This window comes from Salinigranum salinum (assembly GCF_009176545.1).
In the GTDB taxonomy this organism is placed as follows: Archaea; Halobacteriota; Halobacteria; order Halobacteriales; family Haloferacaceae; genus Salinigranum; species Salinigranum salinum.
The window spans coordinates 514,654-532,022 of record NZ_VTOJ01000002.1; the positions used below are offsets into that span (position 1 = coordinate 514,654).

The following is a 17,369-nucleotide window of genomic DNA, read 5'->3' on the forward strand; positions in this document are numbered from 1 at the left end:
ACCCACTGGGAAAAACCGTGGCGTTCCGGCGGTCGGCGTGGCACGCCGACGCGGCTGGTGAGCGGGGTGTGTCCCCCGCGGTGCCTACGCGTTTACCACGTCGAGATCGATCGCCTGCCGGATCCGCGTCTGTGCCTCCTGAACGCGCCGGAGGACGAACCGCCGGAGCGTGGTTGGGAGTCCGTCGCCGGCGTTCCTGGCGACGGTACGGGCCGCATCGAGGTGGCCGAATGCCGTCCGAAGCTCCCCATCCGCTTCCTCCGGCAGCCCCTCGTCGAGGAACGCGTCGGCCTCGAACACCGCTCCGAGCGCGCGCTCGAACCGCTGGCCGACCTCGTCGGCCGCGGCGAAGTCGAGCCGCGCCTCCCGCGTCTCGGCGACCCGATCCAGTTCGGCCTCGTACTCGCGGCTCGTCTCGCGGAGGTACGAGACGAGAAACCGGACGACGGACGCCTTGCCCGTCTCGGTTTGCCCGGCGGGAGCGGGTTCGCCCGTGGGACCGGGCCGGACGCGCTCGACGCTGACGTTCCCCGTGACGTCCGTCACCTCCACCACGTATGCGCCGGCGCGGTGGAGGTAGATCGCCGACCGGCGGTCCTCCTCGACCGGTGGGGCGTCGTAGACGGTCCCCCCGAAGTCGTCGCGGACTCGGACCGATGCGGCACCTCCTCGCGCGGCGGCGTCGACCGGGAGTTTGAACGCGTCGGCGGTCTCGACGAGGGCGAGCCGTCCGCCCGCGCCGGCGCGCACGAGGTCGACACCGCGCTCGACGTCGAGACGCTGGGCGTACGGCGCGTAGCCGGCACCGTTCACCACGAGCCGGTGCTCGCCGTCGTCGACGTCGACGAGGACGACGTGCCCGTGCGAGGAGGGGACGGCGACCGGATCGGACTCGAACAGGGCGACCACCTCGGTCCCGAGCGACGCGAGCGTGATTCCGGCGTTCGCCGGCGCGGCGTCGTTCGGCCGCATCGCCAGCACGCCCGCGACGACCGTCGCACCGGTGTCCGGAACCGAGAGCCCGTACCGTCGACCGAGTTCGCGCCGGTGGCGTGCGTCGGTCACGTCGTGGATCGGCTCGTCGAACCGCGCCTGGTCCGCGTCGTCCGACCACGGGAAGCCCGCAGCCGAGAGGTGGTGGGCGATGCGGTCCTCGACGAAGCCGGGGACGGCGAACGGGAAGCTCAACTGCGGGCCGGTGAACGCCTCGATGTAGGTCACCTCGTCGATCGGAAGCAGGTCGTACGCGACGTCACCGCCCGCGAAGCCGAAGACGAGCCCGTCGCGGCGCGGCGGGAACGACGACGGCGGGCGCTGGAGGTCGGTGAGCGAGTCGACCGCCAGCGACGCCGGGAGGAAGTCGTCGGCCGTCACCCGGAGGGCGGCGTGGTCGAACAGCAGGTCGCCGTCGAGCTCGGGGACGACGTACGGGATCGTGAGGCCTTCGCCCCGCGGGAGTCCGTACGCCAGCGGGAGTCCCTCGCTGCCGGCGACGGCGGCGACCGGCGCGTTCGTGACGTCGGCCGGTTCGTCTCCAGCGGGGTACCGCTCGAACCGATCTCTGGTCCGGTTGGTGCCGATGGCGCTCGAGTGCGATCCGAGTTCGGCGATCACGCTCACCGTCTCCGACGGCGGGTCGAGGTGTTCGTTGTTCGGCATCGACCGCGCGTGAGCGCTCCCCACGTACAGCACCGGCGTCGGCTCCCCGCCCGACGTGTCGAGCCAGACGTACAGCACTTCCCAGTCGTGCCAGTGGAAGTTGGTGGTGAACTGGTCGAACACGGAGTAGAACCAGTACTGGACCACGCTGAGGTCGTCGGCCGGGGAGACGACGTGGTAGAACACCGTCGGGAACGGCGGCGCGTCCGGATCGTCGAACGCCGCGACGTAGTCGTTGAGCGCGTTAAAACCGTCCACGACGGGGTCGTCGGCGTCGGGAACGAACGCACGCGGGTCGGTCGGGAACCACCGCTCGTCCCGGTCGAAGTAGAGGTCGGGGGCGAACCGCTCGGCGAGCGCCCGCGCGTCGTTCGCCGACGCGGGCGTCGACGTCGGAGTCGCCGCCGCGGTCGGTGTCGGGGTTGCCGTCGTGGTCGTCGTCGGGGTCGAACCGCCCTGCTCCTGAGGAGGGCGACCCAGACAGAGGCTCAGGAGTCCCTCGAGCACGCCTACCGCGGCCGTGGCGACGAACGGTCGGCGGCGGATCGTGGAGCCGGGAGCGTCGTCCGTCTCCCGTCCGTCGGGGTCCACCAACGGTTCCGTCGTGTCAGTCTGTTCGAAGTCGTCCATGGTCTCACTCGCAGAGGATCGCCACGGCGCCAATCACGGTGGGCCGTCCGTCGTCCCGCGGTTCTGTCGGACCCACGGTGTCGCAGTGTGGCGGTATGGTACGACACCAGCTCACATGGCTCTGTCGGACGACCTGACAAACGACACGTAATTACCACTCCGAAGTGAGTAGTCGTGTATGCAGGCTGCGCTCGTAATCCTCGACGGCTGGGGGCTCGGCGACCACGACCGACGCGACGCGGTGAAAGCCGCCGACACCCCCAACTTCGACCGCTTCGCCGCGAACGGCGCGTACAGCACCCTCGACGTCTCGGGGCGGCGGGTCGGCCTGCCCGAGGGACAGATGGGAAACAGCGAGGTCGGCCACCTCAACATCGGGGCGGGGAGAGTGGTGAAACAGGCGTACACCCGGATCGAGGACGCCATCGCCGACGGCTCGTTCGAGGAGAACGACGCCATCGCCTCGGCGTTCGACCACGCCGAGACGACCGGGGGGCGGGTCCACTTCATGGGGCTCGTCTCCGACGGTGGCGTCCACTCCGAACAGGGTCACCTCCACGCGCTCGTCGACATCGCCGCCGACAGGGGAGTCGAAGCCGTCACGCACGCGTTCATGGACGGCCGCGACACCGACCCGCACGGGGGCCGCCACTACCTCGCCGACCTTGAGGGGCACGTCGCCGACCGCGGAACTGGCGACGTTGCGACCGTCTCGGGGCGGTACTACGCGATGGACCGCGACCAGAACTGGGAGCGGACGAAGCGCGCGTACGACGCGATCGTCTCCCGTGAGGCCGACCACACGGCGACGACGGCCGTCGAGGCGGTCGAGGCCTCCTACGACCGCGGCGACACCGACGAGTTCGTCGAACCGACCCTCGTGGAGGGCGGCCCCGCACTCGAAGACGGCGACGCCGTGGTCTTCTTCAACTTCCGACCGGATCGCGCCCGCCAGCTCGTCCGGATGCTCGGCGACGTCGACCCCGTGTGGGAGTTCGACACCTCGCCGCCGGAGATCGAACTCGTCACGCTGACCGAGTACGACCGGACGTTCGACTTCCCCGTCGCGTTCCCACCGAACGAGCCCGAGGACACGCTCGGCGAGGTCCTCTCCGAAGCGGGCAAGACGCAGCTTCGCCTCGCGGAGTCCGAGAAGTACGCCCACGTCACCTACTTCCTCAACGGCGGCCGCGAAGTGGAGTTCGAGGGGGAGCGACGGGAGATCATCCGGTCGCCGGACGTGCCGACGTACGACCACCAGCCCGAGATGAGCGCCGAGGAAGTGACCGACACGGCGATCGGAATCGTCGAATCCGACGATCCGGACGTGCTTGTGCTCAACTACGCGAACCCGGACATGGTGGGTCACACGGGAGACTTCGACGCCGCGGTCGCCGCGGTCGAGGCGGTCGACACCCAGCTCGGACGGTTGATCGAGGCCGTCCAGGCCGCGGGCGGGCACGTCCTGATCACCGCGGACCACGGCAACGCCGACGACATGGGGACGCCCGACCAGCCCCACACCGCCCACACGACGAACCCCGTCCCCCTGATCTACCTCGCGCCGGACGGCTCGGCGGGCGAGCGGACGCTCCGTCCGGGCGGGTCGCTCTGTGACCTCGCGCCGACGCTACTCGAACTCGTCGACGTCGACCAGCCGGCGGCGATGACGGGCGAGTCCCTGCTGGAGTGAGCGGTCGGGGAGAGAGCTGTCAGCCGAAGAGACTGTCGAGTCGTCGCGGGGAGCGGAGGCCGACACCGTCACGACTCCGTGTCGACGCCGGGGAGCGGATCGTCCGCCCGCTCGACGAACGATCGGTAGACGGGGCCGGCGAGGAGCAGGACCGCGGCGAGCGCGGCGGCGGCGACGAGACGGAAGTCGACGGCGCCGAGCGTCGCGTTCGAAAGCGAGTCGAGCGAACTGCCGGCGAGCACGCCGACGACGGCCCATGGGAGTTCGCCGATGGTGGTCCCGACGACGAACGCCGGGAGCGAGACGCCGGAGACGCCCGCCGCGACGGAGACGACGTCGGACGGGGCAGGCAGGAGTCGGGAGCCGATCACGCTCCGGAGGTCGCCGGCCTCGTGGACGACGCGTTCGCCCTGGCTCGCGACCCACGACTCGCGGCCGAGGCGGCGTGCGACGACGAACGGCGGGACGCTCGTGATCGTGATGAGTGCGAGCGCGTACGGGAGGCCGACGACGCCGTAGCCGTAGCCGGCCGCGACGGCCAGGAGCGTCGTCGGCCAGGCGACGAGCGGGCGGACGAGTGCGACGACCAGGAGGGCGACACCGAACCGGAGCGGGTCGGCAACGACCCAGGTCAGCCCCCGCAGCGCCGTCTCCGGTGCGACGACGAGTGTCCCGACGAGCACGGCGAAGCACAGGCCGCCGACGAGGAGCCGTGACCGTCGCATACCCGACGGATCTCGTTCGAGGCAGTATACGCTTTGTGTTCGTACGGTCCCTATGACCGGAGAGTCGGATAGTCGACACGTCGTGAGCGGCCCACGCGACCGAGCCGCGACTGACGCACGACCGGGCCGCGACTGATGCGCGACCGAGCCGCGACTGATGCGGACCGATCCAGGCCACGCACGGAACGCTTATTCACCCGACCACGGAATCCCGAGGTGTGACCGAGCGTTCCGACCGGGTCGAGCTCGCGCTCGACCTGCTCGCCCACATGGAGACCGACGAACTCGCCCTCGCGGACGTCGTCGACCGCATCGAGACGGTCACGACCGACCCGTCGCTCACCCGTGAGATCCTCGACACCGCCGAGATGCGCGGGATCATCGACCGTGACGGTGCCCGGGTCCACACCCGCCGCGGTGGTACGTTCGTCCGCTTCGACAGCCAGATCCACGTCCGAGACGGGGAGTACGACTGTCGGCGCTGCGGCGCGAGCCTCTCGACCGGCTACTTCGTCGAGTTCGACGCCGGCGAACTCGGGCCGTTCGGCTCGTCGTGCGTCCGGAAAGTGCTCGGGCGCGAGTGACGGACGGGGCGAGCGAGCCGCCCCGGCCGGGCATCAGAGCCGACTGCGGATCTCGGCGATGAGCCGCTCGATCAGCTCCTCCTGGCGGTCGAGGCGGTCGTTCTGTGCCTCGATACGCGCTCGCAACGCCTCGACTTCGGCCGTGAGCGCCGCCAGATCGTCACCCCGGGCGTCGTCCACGACGTTCGCCGCCTCCCGCGGCTCCTCGACGGCGTCGTCGGTCAGTCCCAGCAGGTCACTGGTCTCTATCACGTCGGGGTCTGCGGGTTCGCCTGTCCCCGAGTCGGGCTCGGAACCGTTCGCGTCCGCTCCCGATCCGGGTGAATCGGCGGGATCGACAGTGTCGGCAGTGTCGGCGGGTGCGACGCCCTCGGAGGAGTCGGTGGGCGCCGTCGCGCCGGGCTCCGTCGCCATCGTCGGGGCCGCGTCAGCTGGCTCTCCCATGCCCGCGTCGGCTGGCTCTTCGGTCCCCGCGTCGACGGCGGCCTCTGCGTCGGTCTGCTCCGTCTCGGCCCGGGTCGCGTTCTTCGGCTGCTCCGTGAGTTCGCCGGGGTTGACCGACAGCGGGGTCGGACCCTCGCCGAACGACATTCGCGACGAGGGGGCGTCGTCCTCGTCGACGCCGAACCGTTCGCGGAGTGCCGCGACGCTGTCGACGCCGTGGTGGTCGAGGACGGCCTCCGTCAACCGCTCGCGCACCTCCCGTGCGCGTTCGTTCGGTGCCTTGAACCGCTCCCGTCGCCCCCCGAGCGTGAGGACGAGCGTCGTGGCAACGCTGCCCTCCTCGAACGAGAGGTCGGTGACGTCCTCGTAGCGGAACTCCTCGAACTCCTCGTCCCACACCGCGTTGCCGATGTGTTTCACGAGCCGGTCGCTCGTGACGACGAGCGTCAGCTCAGAGAACCGGAACGTCTCCTTCACCGTCTCACCGGGGTCGGTGACGCCGACGGCGTTGAGCGTCCCCGCGAGCACGGGGTGGAGCGCGCGGTCGAGCGCCTTCGCCGGAACCGAAAAGGAGCGCTCGCCGTCGAGCCCGTAGTCGAGCGTGATCGTCGCCTTGCGCCGACCGGTGGAGACCGAGACGCGCTCGGCACCGTGGGGGAACTCCTCGACGGATTCGTCCGAGAGGAGCTTGTCGGCACGGTAGAGGATCGTTCGTGTCGGCGTGACGAACAGTGCGTCGTCGCCGAGATCGACGCGGGCGGCGACTCCCTCGTCGCCGAGCGCCGACTGGACGACGTCCGGATGAGTCATGGTCTCACGTCCCCGCCGGTCGGCATAAATCCGCGGGTGGAATTTCGGCTCGTGATACCGCCACGCCCTCCTCACGTCTGTCGCTCGTCAGCCGGCCGTCGGACGTGACGTCGACCGGCCCCCGCCGAACCCGACCGTTGACCCCGGCGCGTGGTGGCACATCGCTCGACCGCGACGGATAGGAAGGTTGAAGGGCGAGACCGCAATACGGCAGTATGCGGCCGGGTGGCTTAGCTGGACATAGCGCCGCACTCATAGGGTTCTGAGATTCGGTGCGGTACCGCCTTGGAAGCCTCCGTCACCCCACGGGGCCTGCCGAGCCTCGAACCTGGGCTATGCGGAGATCGCGGGTTCGGAGCCCGCCCCGGCCACTTTCTCTCGACGAGTCCGAACGCAGTGAGTGACGAGTCCCCACGAAATGGTCGTGGTGCGGGCGGAGAAGCCGGAACGGTCGCACGCGAGTGTCAGCGGGCGTGCGGCAGGGAACGACGCGAGTTCACGAGCGGCGTGACCGTGGTTCGGAGCCCGCCCCGGCCACTTCTCGAAACCGCCACGAACCGACGTGCGAGTGACGACACCGAGAAGGGGCCGGGTGTACGCGACGAACCCGGAACGGTCGCCACGAACATCAGCGAGTGGCGAGTCGGCGGAGCTCGTCTCCGCCGGACGTTCGGAGCCCGCCCTGTGACTGCTGGCCGACACTCGCTGCTGGAACTGTCCGGCGGTTCGGACACTCTCCGGGACGACTCGTGGACGCTGTCGAGGCGGGCCGACTCGTGGAAGTAGTCGAGCCCCAACGACCCACCGACGTCGTCGAGGTGAGTCGACTCGCGGTCGCCGGTGCGCGGCGAGAAGCCACAGTCCTCCCCAGCCGACTCCCTCCCCCCTCGCTTCGCTCGGGGGGTCGGTCATCCCTCGCGCGCTCTGTCGCGCTCACGGGGAGCGCGACGCCGCGCGCCACTACTCCAGTCTCGAGCGCCGAGCGTGTCCGAACGCGCCACTGCTCACTCCACCTCCACGAGGTCACCGGTGCGCACGAACACGTCCCAGCGGGGCCCCGGTGGAGCGCGGTCAGTTCCCCCGCAGCGCCTGCACGGGGTCGAGCGTCGCCGCCTTCCACGCGGGGTACGCACCGCTCACAAGGCTGGAGCCGATACCGAACGCGAAGCCCACACTCAGATAGAAGAAGCTGAGCGTGTCGAACGCGAGCGGATCGCCGAGGAACAGACTGTTGACGCCCGCCCCGACGAGGGCGCTCACGACGACGCCGACCGTGCCGCCGATGAGGCCGAGGAAGCCCGCCTCCGTCAGCAGGATCCGGAGGACGGCGCGCTTCTCGAACCCCACGGCACGGAGGACGCCGATCTCCTCGCGCCGTTCGACCGTCGACATGAGCATCACGTTGAGGATGCTCGTCCCGGCGACGACGAGCGACACCGCGCCGATCCCCACGAGGAAGAGGTTCAACTGGAAGAAGAGCTGGTCGATCTGTTCGGCGATCTGGCCGAACTCAAAGATCCGGACGCGCTCCTCGCGGCCGTTCATCGCCGTCCGGATGCGCGCTGCCGTGCGGTTCGCCTCCGCGGTCGAGTCGGAGAGGACGACCACCTGCGAGTAGGTGTTCTCGTCGAAGCGCTCCGTCGGCAGGACGACGGCGTTGTCGGGGTCGACGATCGTCGCCTGGCCCGTCTCGTCGAGCACGGCGACGACGCGGTACGTCGTGTCGTCGATCGCCAGCGCCTCGCCGGCGCGGATCCCCTCGTCGCGAGCGAGCTGGTCGCCGACGACGACGCCGCTGCGCCACTGGTCTGGAATACGTCCCTGCCGGACATCGTACAGCGAGTTCGGGTCGTCCAGCCCGTACACCGTGCGGTTCTGGGTCTCCCCACGGTAGGTCACCTCCCGGCTGTCGCGCTTGACCGGGACGAGTTCGGCCGCCCCCGCCGCGCGCTGGATCTCGCGCAACTGCGTCTCGGTGAAGTTCTGCCGGTCGAGGTCCTCACCCGGCGAGACCGCGACGTCGTTGCCGATGGTTCCGATGTTCTGCATCTGTGAGCGCTGGAAGGCGGAGCCGAACATCCCGAGCGAGGCGATTGCGATGACGCCGATGGCGATGCCGAGCGCCGCGAGCAGCGAGCGCGTCTTCGTCCGCGTGAGGTTGCGCGCGGCCAGCGAGAGGACGGGAAAGCGGTCGGTGAGCGTCGTGGGCGGCACCACCTCGTCCGACGGTCCGCCCCCGACCCGTCTCGGCGGCTTCGACGAATCCGCGGGCTTCGGGGGTCCGGACGGCTCCGACGGCTCCGACGAGTCGTCACGAGACATGCTGTGTCTCCCTGGACGAAGCCCCGAGCCGTCCGTCGACGAGTTCGACAACGCGGTCGGCGTGGTCCGTCACGAGCCGGTCGTGGGTGACGGCGACGACACTGACGCCCTCTTCCGTGATCGCCTGGAACTCGCGGAGGATCTGTTTGCCGGTCGCCTGGTCGAGGTTGCCCGTGGGTTCGTCCGCCAGCAGGACGCCCGGCTCGTTGATCAGCGACCGGGCGATGGCGACGCGCTGTTGCTGCCCGCCGCTCAGCTGCGGCGGGCGGTGTTCCGTTCTGTCCCCCAGCCCGAACCGCGTCAGGAGGTCGACGGCGCGGCGGTTGCGCGCCGCGGCTGTGCCCACGAACAGGCGAGGGAGGGCGACGTTCTCCCGCGCGGTCAGCGTGGGGATGAGGTAGAACTGCTGGAAGATGAACCCGATCGTCTCGCGGCGGAGTGCGGTGCGTTCGCTGTCGGAGAGCGTACCGGAGTCGACCCCGTCGACAAGGACGGTCCCTTCGGTCGGCGTATCGAGGAGTCCGAGCACGTTCAACAGCGTGGACTTGCCCGATCCCGAGGGGCCGACGACCGCGACGAACTCGCCCGACTCGACGACGAAGTCCACGTCCCTGAGCGCGGTGACGATCTCGGCCCCGACGTCGTACGTCCGGGTGACGTCGCGCGCCTCAATCAGCACGGCGACGCCTCCACAGGAACACGCCCGCGACGACGACGGCGAGCAGGACACCGACGCCGACGAGCGGGAAGCCGGTGCCGCGCCGCTCGGGCGTCTCCGGCGGGTCGTACGTCGCCCGGACCGTGCGCGTCCGCTCCTCGCCGTCGACGAGATACGTCGCCTCGAGCGGGATGGTGGTCGCGTTCTCCCCGTCGATCCGGGCGTTCACCGTGAACGACGAGAAGTCGCTGGCGTCGACCGCGCCGACGAAGTACTCCTTCCCGGGGTTCGCGGGCGTGACCGACTCCGTCGACAGGACGCGGACCGTGACCGCCTGTACCCGGGTCGTGCCCGTATTGCTGGCCGTCCCCGTGACGCGGACGGTGCCGTCGCCGGTCCGGGCGACGTCGACCCCGGTGAGGTCGATCCGTCCCGGAACGAACGCCCCGGTGACCTCGCGCGTCGTCTCGTGGCGCTGGCCCGCGACCTCGTAGTCGGCGCGAACCGTGAGTCCGGTTCCGACCGAGGCGAGGTCGGTGACGTTGAGTCGGGCCGTCTCGGTGGCCTGCGGCCCGATCCGGTCGACGAGCGCGGTCGAGAGGCTCGCTTCGCCGCTCTCGCCCGTGACCGCGACGTCCTCGAGCGGGGCGTTGCCGAGGTTGACCACCGTCACTTCGACCGCAGGCGTCTCGCCACGGACGGTCGACACGTCGAGTCTGACGTCCCTGTCGAGGGGCTCGACGGCGTAGCGGAACCGTTCCGTGACGGTCCGTCGCTCGCCGGTGACGTCCGTGTACGTCACTCGCGCGCTGAGCGCTCGATCGCCGGCACGCTCGGGCGTGACGGCGAACGTGTAGTTCGCCTCGGCCTCGCCGGCGAGCGCCGATCGGACCCGACTCGGCTGGTCGACGCGCACGCCGTCGCCCGTCAGTTCGACGCGGAGGTTGCGGATCGAGTCGGCGAGTCCGTTGGCCACGGTCACGTTCACCGCCGACTCCGCCCCGACGACACCGTCCTCGAACGCGAGGTCGATCTGCGGCCGCTGCTGTTCGACGACCTGGACGGTGACGGGGTACGCCACGCGGACGGCACGGCCCGTGGCGGTCTGTCCGTAGACGAGTACGCGGAGCTGGTGCCAGCCGGGCTCGTCGACCGTCGCGGGCAGGCCGATCTGCATAGACGACCCGGGCTCGAGCGTGCCGAGGTCGCGGGCGTTCGTGTAACCCGACGGTCCGCGGCCGGGCACCTCGACGACGACTTCGTTGACGCGGAACGGTCCGCTGGCGCCCGCCTGATTGCGGATCGTCGCGGTGACCTCGAACGTGTCGCCGACGCCGGGAGTGGTCGGCGTCTGTGTCGCGTTCGTGACGACGATCGACGACTGTGCGCTGGCGGGGGGTGCCGTCGCGGCGAGGCTCCCCAGCAGGCAGAGTGCCACGAACGCCGTGACTACGGCGGTGGAAGGCTGTTTCGGGGACATAGGGCTTGCGTAACACGTCCAGCGACCGTCTCTTAGCTCTTGCCGTTTCACCGAGCGTTCACTCAGGGTCCGGTGTCGAGCCACCGCCGACGGAGGTCGTCGTCACGGCCACGGCCGGCGAGGCCGCCAGAATCGCCGGCCCACCGGCCATCTCGTGAGCCTCCCGAATTTACGCGACCCATCGAGACACAGTACGTCGAAGGGAGGCTATTACAACGTCGACGAGTAGTGAACAAAAACGTATCGGTGGTTGTGCCCGATCCTCACACGCGTCTCTCGCGGCGGGTGTCCGGACGCGACAGGCGTTTGACGACCACGCGCGTACGTCGATCACATGCGACGATTCGGTGCCCGACTCGCGATGCTCGCGGTCGGACTGGCGGTCGCGACGCTGTATCTCGGCGTGGCGGCCGTCCTCGTCCGTCTGCTCGCGTTCGCGGTCGACGGACCCAGAGACGTCGCGACGACCGTCGTGACGGTCGGTGTCGTGACGGTCCTGGTGGGCTACCTGAGCTACCGGTTCGGGACGACACGCACGCTCGCCGAACTCGATGCGACCGAACTCGATCGGGAACAGGCTCCTGGCCTGTTTCGACGGCTGGACGACCTCTGTGCGGCGATGGCTGTCGACCAGCCGCGCGTGCTCGTGGCCGAACTCGGCGTGCCGAACGCGTTCACGCTCGGTGGCGGTCGCCGGGGCGTGGTCGTCGTCGACCGGTCGCTGTTTCGGCTCCTCGACCGCGACGAGTTCGAGACGATCCTCGCCCACGAACTCGCCCACCTCGCGGGCTACGACAGCCTGCTGAAGACCCTCGCGTACAGCGCCGTCCAGACGGCGGCGGGCGTGGCGTTCGTCGTCGTCCTCCCGGTCGTGATCGTCCTCGTCGGATTCGCGCGCGGTTTCGCGTGGGCGCGCGGGAGACCGCTCGGCCGGGTCGACAACCCGTTCGTCCGGGTTCGTCGGCGACTCCTCGACGCCATCGGCGTCGTCCTCTTCGTCCTGACGCTCGTGCTGTTCGCTCACTCGCGCCGCCGGGAGTTCGTGGCCGACGACCGTGCGGCGCGCGTGACCGGGAAGCCGCTCGCGCTCGCCAGCGCCCTCCGGCGCCTCGAGGCCGCCAACGATCGGTGGCTCCTCTCGCCGCTGACTGTCCGGGGAACCGACGACCACCCCCTCACGCGGTGGCTCGCGACGCACCCCTCGACGGAGGACCGCGTCGAGCGGCTCGTCGACCGGGCCGAGCGGCAACGGAGCGCGGTAGCTGCGACGCCGCGTCGCTGAGTGTGGTACGTCGGAACACGCCACGCAAACGTTATTATCTATCATTACAAACTGAGGGTCGACCGACGATGCTACTCGTACACGTACGCGACTGATTCTCCCCTGTGACGCATCGTCAGCCGACCGTTCCGTCTCCCCCCCAATCGAATGAGCACGACACACCGACCCACCGACCAGCAGCAGACCAGCCAGCCCCGGACGACCGACGAACAGGACACCGCCGCTTCCGGCGATCGACGAACCGGTGCGCCACGGACGTTCTCGTCGACGAACCGCCGTCCGCTCCCTCCCACCTTCGGCGACGAGCAGTGGGCGACGGGCGAGCCGTAACCGACGGACGGGGCCGGTCGCCGTGATCGCCCGCCGACCGGGCCGCGGGATTCGCCCCCGACGTTTATGCTACCGGGCGTCACACGCCGACTATGGAAGACTTCGACGAGATGCTCTCGTCACTGACGGTCCAGGAGACCGCCGGCGGGATCAGACGGTACCGCAACACGGTCAGTATCACCTGTCCCGCCTGTGGGAGTCCGTTCGACGACCTCGTCGTCTGTGAGGACGACTACAACAGTCTCGAACTCAGTATGCCGCTCGATCTCTGTACGACGACCCACGACGACCAGGTCGTCCTGTTCACACACAAGCCATAGGGTAGACTCGCCGCGGCAGCCGGTCCGTCCGGCGGCCGCGGGCCGGTTTCAGTCGAAGACGCCGACGGCGACGGCGAAGCTGCCGACGAGAACCGCGAGGAGTGGCAGGAAGCTCGCACCCCAGAGGAGCGGACAGTCCCCGCCGCACGTCAGGAGACGCGAGGTCACCTGCGCGGCACCGCCCCACAGCGCGAGCAACGACAGCACAGTGCCGCCGACGACGAGCCCGGCCCGGACGCCGAGCGGGTGGTCCGCCGGTGGCCGCAGTTCGACCGTCGCGGTCGTCGCACCACCGTCGGCCACTGCGTTGGTCTCCTGGGATCGTGCGTGCCCTCGGACGAGCCCCTGGAGTCCCGCACGGTCGACGAGCGTCACCAGCTGATCGCTGGCGAGGCACTCGACACCGTGTTCCTCGGCGGCCGCGTAGATCGAGGCGTCGTACTCGCGTCCACTGGTGAGCGTCGCGTCGACGTCGCCGAACGACGCCGCCATGCGAGCGAGGCGGCCGACGCGTTCCGGAGTGGCTCTCGCCATCGGATCGACCCACACGAGGTGGACGGGCCCTCCGTCCCGGTCACGAACCAGCACGAACCGGTTCCCGCCACGGTCGGTCTGTGCGGTGCGGTACCCCCGGTCCTGCCAGAACTGCGTGACGACCGTCGCTAAGAGCGACGTGTCCGCCGTCGCGAGGAGTCGCCGGAGCGGCACGTCTGCGGACGGCGACCGCTCCGGTGTCGTGTCGTCGCCGTCGGGGAGAGTCTCGCTCATCGGAGGTGGGTCGGTCGCGTCCGTCGTCGAACGTCTGACTGGAGTCGGTTTTTCGCCGAACGGTGCAGTAGGTGTGGTGACGACGCGTCGGTGTATAGGTGTTCGTGTGTAGGTATCAAATCAGATATCGGCTCCCGAAACGTTTAGCACGGCCGTCACCGTTGCCGTGGACATGGGTGAACTGCGGTCGTGTTACTTCTGTGGAACGACGGCGGCGCTCGCGGAGTACGAGACGCTTCCAGCCGACCTGCGTGCGGACGACGCCGCGTCGCAACAGGTGGTGCTCTGTGATCGCTGTCAGACGAAACTCACCAACGTTCTGGCCCCGATCGTCGACCGCCTCGGAGCCGCCGGGACGAACCCCCGGACGACCGAGTCGACCGAGTCGTCACCAGCGACCGGCCCGGAGACCGACGTCGCTGTCCAGTCGGACGTGACGTTCACCGGGACGTCGTCGACGGAACGCCGCGACGCGACGACCGATCCGCCGGCAGCCGACGTCACGGCGGACGAGTCGCCGACGGCCGACGAACGAACCGGCGCGGCGTCGGACGACGCGTCGACGGAACGCCGCGATCCCTCCCCGGCAGTCCGAACCGGGCCGCGCGACGAAGACGACACGGCTCGGAGGCAGCAGCGGGACGAACCCGACGCGGAAGCCGGAGACGGACACGACTCGAGGGACAGAGACGGAGCCGGCGACCACGAGGAACGCGACGGGGAGAGCGGGGACCGGGCCGACGGGGACGAGGTCGATGGTCACGACGGGAGCGGTGAGACTGACGAAGCCGACGAAGCAGGTGAGACAGACGAAGCAGGTGAGACAGACGAAGCAGGTGAGACAGACGAAGCAGGTGAGACCGACGAGAAGGTCTCGCGGTCCGCGACTGACACGACGGCGGACGCTACCGACGCCTCCGCGACCGACGGGGCTGAGCCCGTGCGGGACGACCTCGATCGGGTGTACTACAAGCTGCTCCGCTTTCTCCGCAACCGCGAGTTCCCCATCCCGCGGGCGGAGGCGGAGGCCGTCGCACAGAGCGCCTACGATCTCACCGCACGCGAGGCGACACAGGTGATCCAGCGAGCCGTCGATCGGGACGTCTTGGCGGAACACGACGGCGACCTCCACCGCACCTGAACGACCGTCGCTCCCGGTCGTCGTTTCGACCGTGAATCCGTCCGTCGCTCGCGAGTGGGTCGACTCCAGTGACGGCGTCGGTCCGCCGATTATCCTACCCGAGATCCGGGGGACTGCCTTTATTACCGATGGCTCGGTCGGGTGAAGCAGGCACGCAGAACCGGTTGCACGGGACCCCTTTTCAACCGTCCACCGTTGCAGTTCTCCGACCTGCCGACGACACGGGTGCGTCCGCAGAACCGCCCGCTCGACGAACGGAGTGACTCGGCGTCACGGTCGAGGCGGGGAGCACACGATCGAACGAAAGAGTACACCGCCGACCGCCGTCACCGAACGAGGGTCGGGGGTCCGACGTCGGTCAGTCAGACGGGGCGGCCGCCGCCGTCGGTACCGACGAGGTAGGTTCCGTACGTCAACAGGAGCGCCGCCGGCAGTAACGCGAGCGTGGCCGTCCGTCCCGAGCTGGGCACGAGACCGGGCAGGAACGCCAGCGAACCGACCAGCATCAGCGCCACGCCGACGAGTCCTTTCTTGCTGAGTTTCAGTCCCATACGCGCTCTCGGGAGGCGGCCAATATGGAAGTTGCGCTTTCGGCCGCGACCGCTACTGGCCGTGTCCGTGGCCGATGACGAGCGCGACGGCGTTCAGGGCCAGCAGCAACCCGAAGACGAGCGTCTCCTGCCCGTCGAGCCCGCTGATGAGCAGCGGGAGGTAGAGGAAGGGGAGGGCGACGGCGGCCCAGAAGCCGACGAATCGGAGGGGTGCGGCGACCAGTCGGGCGCCGTGTTGGAGGGACTGTGACTGTGCCACCTCCCGCACGCGAGTGAGGCGTTCGCGGGAGACCGGGGACGAGGAGTTCGACATGGAAGGTGACTCGTCGTACACAACGAGTGCGCCGCATAAATAACCGTCCGAGGGTTAACTTCGTTTCAGCGGCGTGAGTCACTACATAATGAACCGTTCACTACCGGTTCTCTCGCCACATAACGTTTTATACGTCTCTGTAACGTTTTTATTCTTCGAATACTCCTCGAGATAAGCGTCCGACGGACAGCCGGCAACTACTTCCGGAACCGGTGTCGGACGGGAGCGCCGTGGCGCTCTCGTGGGTCACTCGGACGCTTTTGTGGCCCGCCACCGTTCACCACGTGTATGGCCGAACTCAACGCCGTGGCAAAGCGGATGTACAACGTCACGCCCGACCGACTCCGTCTCTCGCTCGACGACGGGACCACGGGCGTCTTCGAGCTGTCGAGCGCCGAGTTCTTCCAGCAGACGTTTCAGGCCGAGGGACGCCGGATCGACGGCGACGCCGCGGCCTACCGGTTCACGACCGACGACGACAACGCGGCGGTGCTGGCCGGTCGGCAGACCGACGACGGCGGCTGGACGCTGGTCGGTGAGGTCGTCACGGCCGAACGCGCCGACGCCGGCACTGGGGACGCGACCGAGGAGACGACGGACGACGCGACCGACGGCGTGAGGTGACGTACGGTCGGCGTGACCGTGCAGTCGGAGGAGAGCCGGCACGTGCCGGCGTTCGCCCCGACGATCCGGTCTCAGTCGTCGCGGACTCCCGGGAGCCGTCCGCGCCCACGGAGCCGCGGCAGTTCCGCGCGGATCGCCTCCCGCTTGACGAGCGCGAACCCGAGGAAGATGAGGACGAAGCCCACGACAGTGTACACCGTAGGGACTTCGGCGAGGAACAGCCAGCCAGAGAGCGCCGCGAACGCCGGGGCGACGTACGAGACGAGGTTGATCTCGATCGGACCCAGCCGGTCGAGCAGGTCGAAGTAGATGAGGAAGCCGACCGCCGACGCCGCCAGCGAGAGGTACGCGAGCGCCGCGACCGATTCGACCGTCCAGACGGCGTCGGCGAGCGACTCGCCGAGTGCGGCCGAGACGGCGTGCATGACGAGCGCACCACCGAGCATCGACCACGCCTCCATCGTCTCGATGCGCATCGTCGCGTCGAGCCGGCGGGTGAGCACGGAGCCGAACGCGAACGCCGCCGCCGCGCCGAAGACGAGGAGTTTCGCCACCGCCCCCCCACCGAGCAGGTCGTTCGGGTTCGGCTGGGTGAGGACGACGACACCGACGAGGCCGAGGAGCAGTCCGACGATCCCGACGGCGGTGAGGCGCTCGCCCGGGAGGAAGAGCCGGGCGAACGCCGTGGTGAGAACCGGACTCAGGGAGACGACGACCGCCGCGGCAGCCGACGTGACGGCCGGGTCGCTCTCGCCGACGAACAGCAGGACGTGGTAGCCGGCGATCAGGAAGAGCGACCCGATCGCGACGGCGGTCCACTCCGTCCGACCGCGCGGGATCGGGTCGTCGACGACGACCACCGCGTACGCGAGCATGACGACCCCGGCGATGTCGTACCTGATCGCCGCGAAGAGGACGGGCGGGATGTACGCGAGGCCGGCCTTGATCGCCATGAACGCCGACCCCCACACGGCAGCGAGGACGAGGAAGAGGGCGAGGTTCCGGTAGCGGCTCACACTGGGGGTTTCGGGGGCG

17 protein-coding genes and 1 tRNA gene are annotated in these 17,369 nt (G+C 69.4%); 8 read left to right on the forward strand and 10 right to left on the reverse strand.

Going from position 1 to position 17,369, the window contains the following annotated elements:
- Positions 1–84: 84 nt before the first annotated feature.
- Positions 85–2,289 carry a hypothetical protein gene (locus FZP69_RS14195; RefSeq protein WP_152042059.1) on the reverse strand — a complete coding sequence of 735 codons (2,205 nt, stop codon included), beginning with the start codon at positions 2,287–2,289 and terminating at the stop codon, positions 85–87.
- A gap of 178 nt (positions 2,290–2,467) precedes the next feature.
- Here FZP69_RS14195 and gpmI point away from each other — a divergent pair, with 178 nt between their 5' ends.
- Positions 2,468–3,982 carry a 2,3-bisphosphoglycerate-independent phosphoglycerate mutase gene (gene gpmI / locus FZP69_RS14200; protein ID WP_152042060.1) on the forward strand — a complete coding sequence of 505 codons (1,515 nt, stop codon included), beginning with the start codon at positions 2,468–2,470 and terminating at the stop codon, positions 3,980–3,982.
- 68 nt (positions 3,983–4,050) lie between these two features.
- Here gpmI and FZP69_RS14205 read toward each other — a convergent pair whose 3' ends face one another.
- The gene (locus FZP69_RS14205; RefSeq protein WP_152042061.1) at positions 4,051–4,707 is read right to left on the reverse strand and encodes a TVP38/TMEM64 family protein; all 657 of its coding nucleotides are present in this window, start codon (positions 4,705–4,707) and stop codon (positions 4,051–4,053) included.
- A gap of 218 nt (positions 4,708–4,925) precedes the next feature.
- Between FZP69_RS14205 and FZP69_RS14210 the strand changes: the two genes are divergently transcribed.
- Entirely contained in the window at positions 4,926–5,291 is a 366-nt protein-coding gene (locus FZP69_RS14210) for a DUF5830 family protein (RefSeq protein ID WP_152042062.1), read from the forward strand.
- Positions 5,292–5,324: 33 nt separating this feature from the next.
- On the opposite strand, the gene FZP69_RS14215 is transcribed toward FZP69_RS14210, so the two are convergent.
- Complete coding sequence (locus FZP69_RS14215; RefSeq protein WP_152042063.1) at positions 5,325–6,545, reverse strand: DUF7115 domain-containing protein; 1,221 nt, start codon at positions 6,543–6,545, stop codon at positions 5,325–5,327.
- Between the two features lie 219 nt (positions 6,546–6,764).
- On the opposite strand from FZP69_RS14215, the gene FZP69_RS14220 reads away from it, so the two are divergent.
- A tRNA-Met gene (locus FZP69_RS14220) sits at positions 6,765–6,916 on the forward strand.
- A 700-nt stretch (positions 6,917–7,616) separates the two neighbouring features.
- Here FZP69_RS14220 and FZP69_RS14225 read toward each other — a convergent pair.
- Genes FZP69_RS14225 through FZP69_RS14235 form a run of 3 tightly spaced genes read right to left on the reverse strand, consistent with a single transcriptional unit; the run spans position 7,617 to position 11,005 of the window.
- Positions 7,617–8,867: an ABC transporter permease gene (locus FZP69_RS14225; protein WP_152042064.1), complete on the reverse strand. Its 1,251-nt coding sequence runs from the start codon at positions 8,865–8,867 to the stop codon at positions 7,617–7,619.
- The gene (locus FZP69_RS14230; RefSeq protein ID WP_192918589.1) at positions 8,857–9,597 is read right to left on the reverse strand and encodes an ABC transporter ATP-binding protein; all 741 of its coding nucleotides are present in this window, start codon (positions 9,595–9,597) and stop codon (positions 8,857–8,859) included. Before FZP69_RS14230 ends, FZP69_RS14225 begins: the two co-directional genes overlap by 11 nt.
- Positions 9,536–11,005 (reverse strand): hypothetical protein, encoded by a 1,470-nt coding sequence (locus FZP69_RS14235; protein ID WP_152042066.1) that lies wholly within the window; start codon positions 11,003–11,005, stop codon positions 9,536–9,538. The genes FZP69_RS14230 and FZP69_RS14235 overlap by 62 nt, the downstream gene beginning before the upstream one ends.
- A gap of 334 nt (positions 11,006–11,339) precedes the next feature.
- Here FZP69_RS14235 and FZP69_RS14240 point away from each other — a divergent pair, with 334 nt between their 5' ends.
- The 3 genes from FZP69_RS14240 to FZP69_RS14250 all read left to right on the forward strand — a co-directional run bounded on the left by FZP69_RS14240 (position 11,340) and on the right by FZP69_RS14250 (position 12,937).
- Complete coding sequence (locus FZP69_RS14240; RefSeq protein ID WP_152042067.1) at positions 11,340–12,287, forward strand: M48 family metallopeptidase; 948 nt, start codon at positions 11,340–11,342, stop codon at positions 12,285–12,287.
- Positions 12,288–12,434: 147 nt separating this feature from the next.
- Complete coding sequence (locus FZP69_RS14245) at positions 12,435–12,617, forward strand: hypothetical protein (RefSeq protein ID WP_152042068.1); 183 nt, start codon at positions 12,435–12,437, stop codon at positions 12,615–12,617.
- Between the two features lie 92 nt (positions 12,618–12,709).
- Positions 12,710–12,937 carry a DUF7385 family protein gene (locus tag FZP69_RS14250; protein WP_152042069.1) on the forward strand — a complete coding sequence of 76 codons (228 nt, stop codon included), beginning with the start codon at positions 12,710–12,712 and terminating at the stop codon, positions 12,935–12,937.
- A 48-nt stretch (positions 12,938–12,985) separates the two neighbouring features.
- On the opposite strand, the gene FZP69_RS14255 is transcribed toward FZP69_RS14250, so the two are convergent.
- The gene (locus FZP69_RS14255) at positions 12,986–13,705 is read right to left on the reverse strand and encodes a hypothetical protein (RefSeq protein ID WP_152042070.1); all 720 of its coding nucleotides are present in this window, start codon (positions 13,703–13,705) and stop codon (positions 12,986–12,988) included.
- Positions 13,706–13,877: 172 nt separating this feature from the next.
- On the opposite strand from FZP69_RS14255, the gene FZP69_RS14260 reads away from it, so the two are divergent.
- A complete protein-coding gene (locus FZP69_RS14260; RefSeq protein ID WP_152042071.1) occupies positions 13,878–14,846 on the forward strand; it encodes a hypothetical protein in 969 nt (322 codons plus the stop codon).
- A 362-nt stretch (positions 14,847–15,208) separates the two neighbouring features.
- Here FZP69_RS14260 and FZP69_RS14265 read toward each other — a convergent pair whose 3' ends face one another.
- Positions 15,209–15,397 carry a hypothetical protein gene (locus FZP69_RS14265; protein ID WP_152042072.1) on the reverse strand — a complete coding sequence of 63 codons (189 nt, stop codon included), beginning with the start codon at positions 15,395–15,397 and terminating at the stop codon, positions 15,209–15,211.
- A gap of 52 nt (positions 15,398–15,449) precedes the next feature.
- Complete coding sequence (locus tag FZP69_RS14270) at positions 15,450–15,710, reverse strand: hypothetical protein (RefSeq protein ID WP_152042073.1); 261 nt, start codon at positions 15,708–15,710, stop codon at positions 15,450–15,452.
- 288 nt (positions 15,711–15,998) lie between these two features.
- On the opposite strand from FZP69_RS14270, the gene FZP69_RS14275 reads away from it, so the two are divergent.
- Positions 15,999–16,334: a transcriptional regulator gene (locus tag FZP69_RS14275; RefSeq protein WP_152042074.1), complete on the forward strand. Its 336-nt coding sequence runs from the start codon at positions 15,999–16,001 to the stop codon at positions 16,332–16,334.
- Positions 16,335–16,405: 71 nt separating this feature from the next.
- Here the strand turns inward: FZP69_RS14275 and FZP69_RS14280 are convergent, their stop codons facing one another.
- Positions 16,406–17,350, reverse strand: coding sequence for a DMT family transporter (locus tag FZP69_RS14280; protein WP_152042075.1), 945 nt, complete (start codon positions 17,348–17,350; stop codon positions 16,406–16,408).
- Between the last annotated feature and the right edge of the window lie 19 nt (positions 17,351–17,369).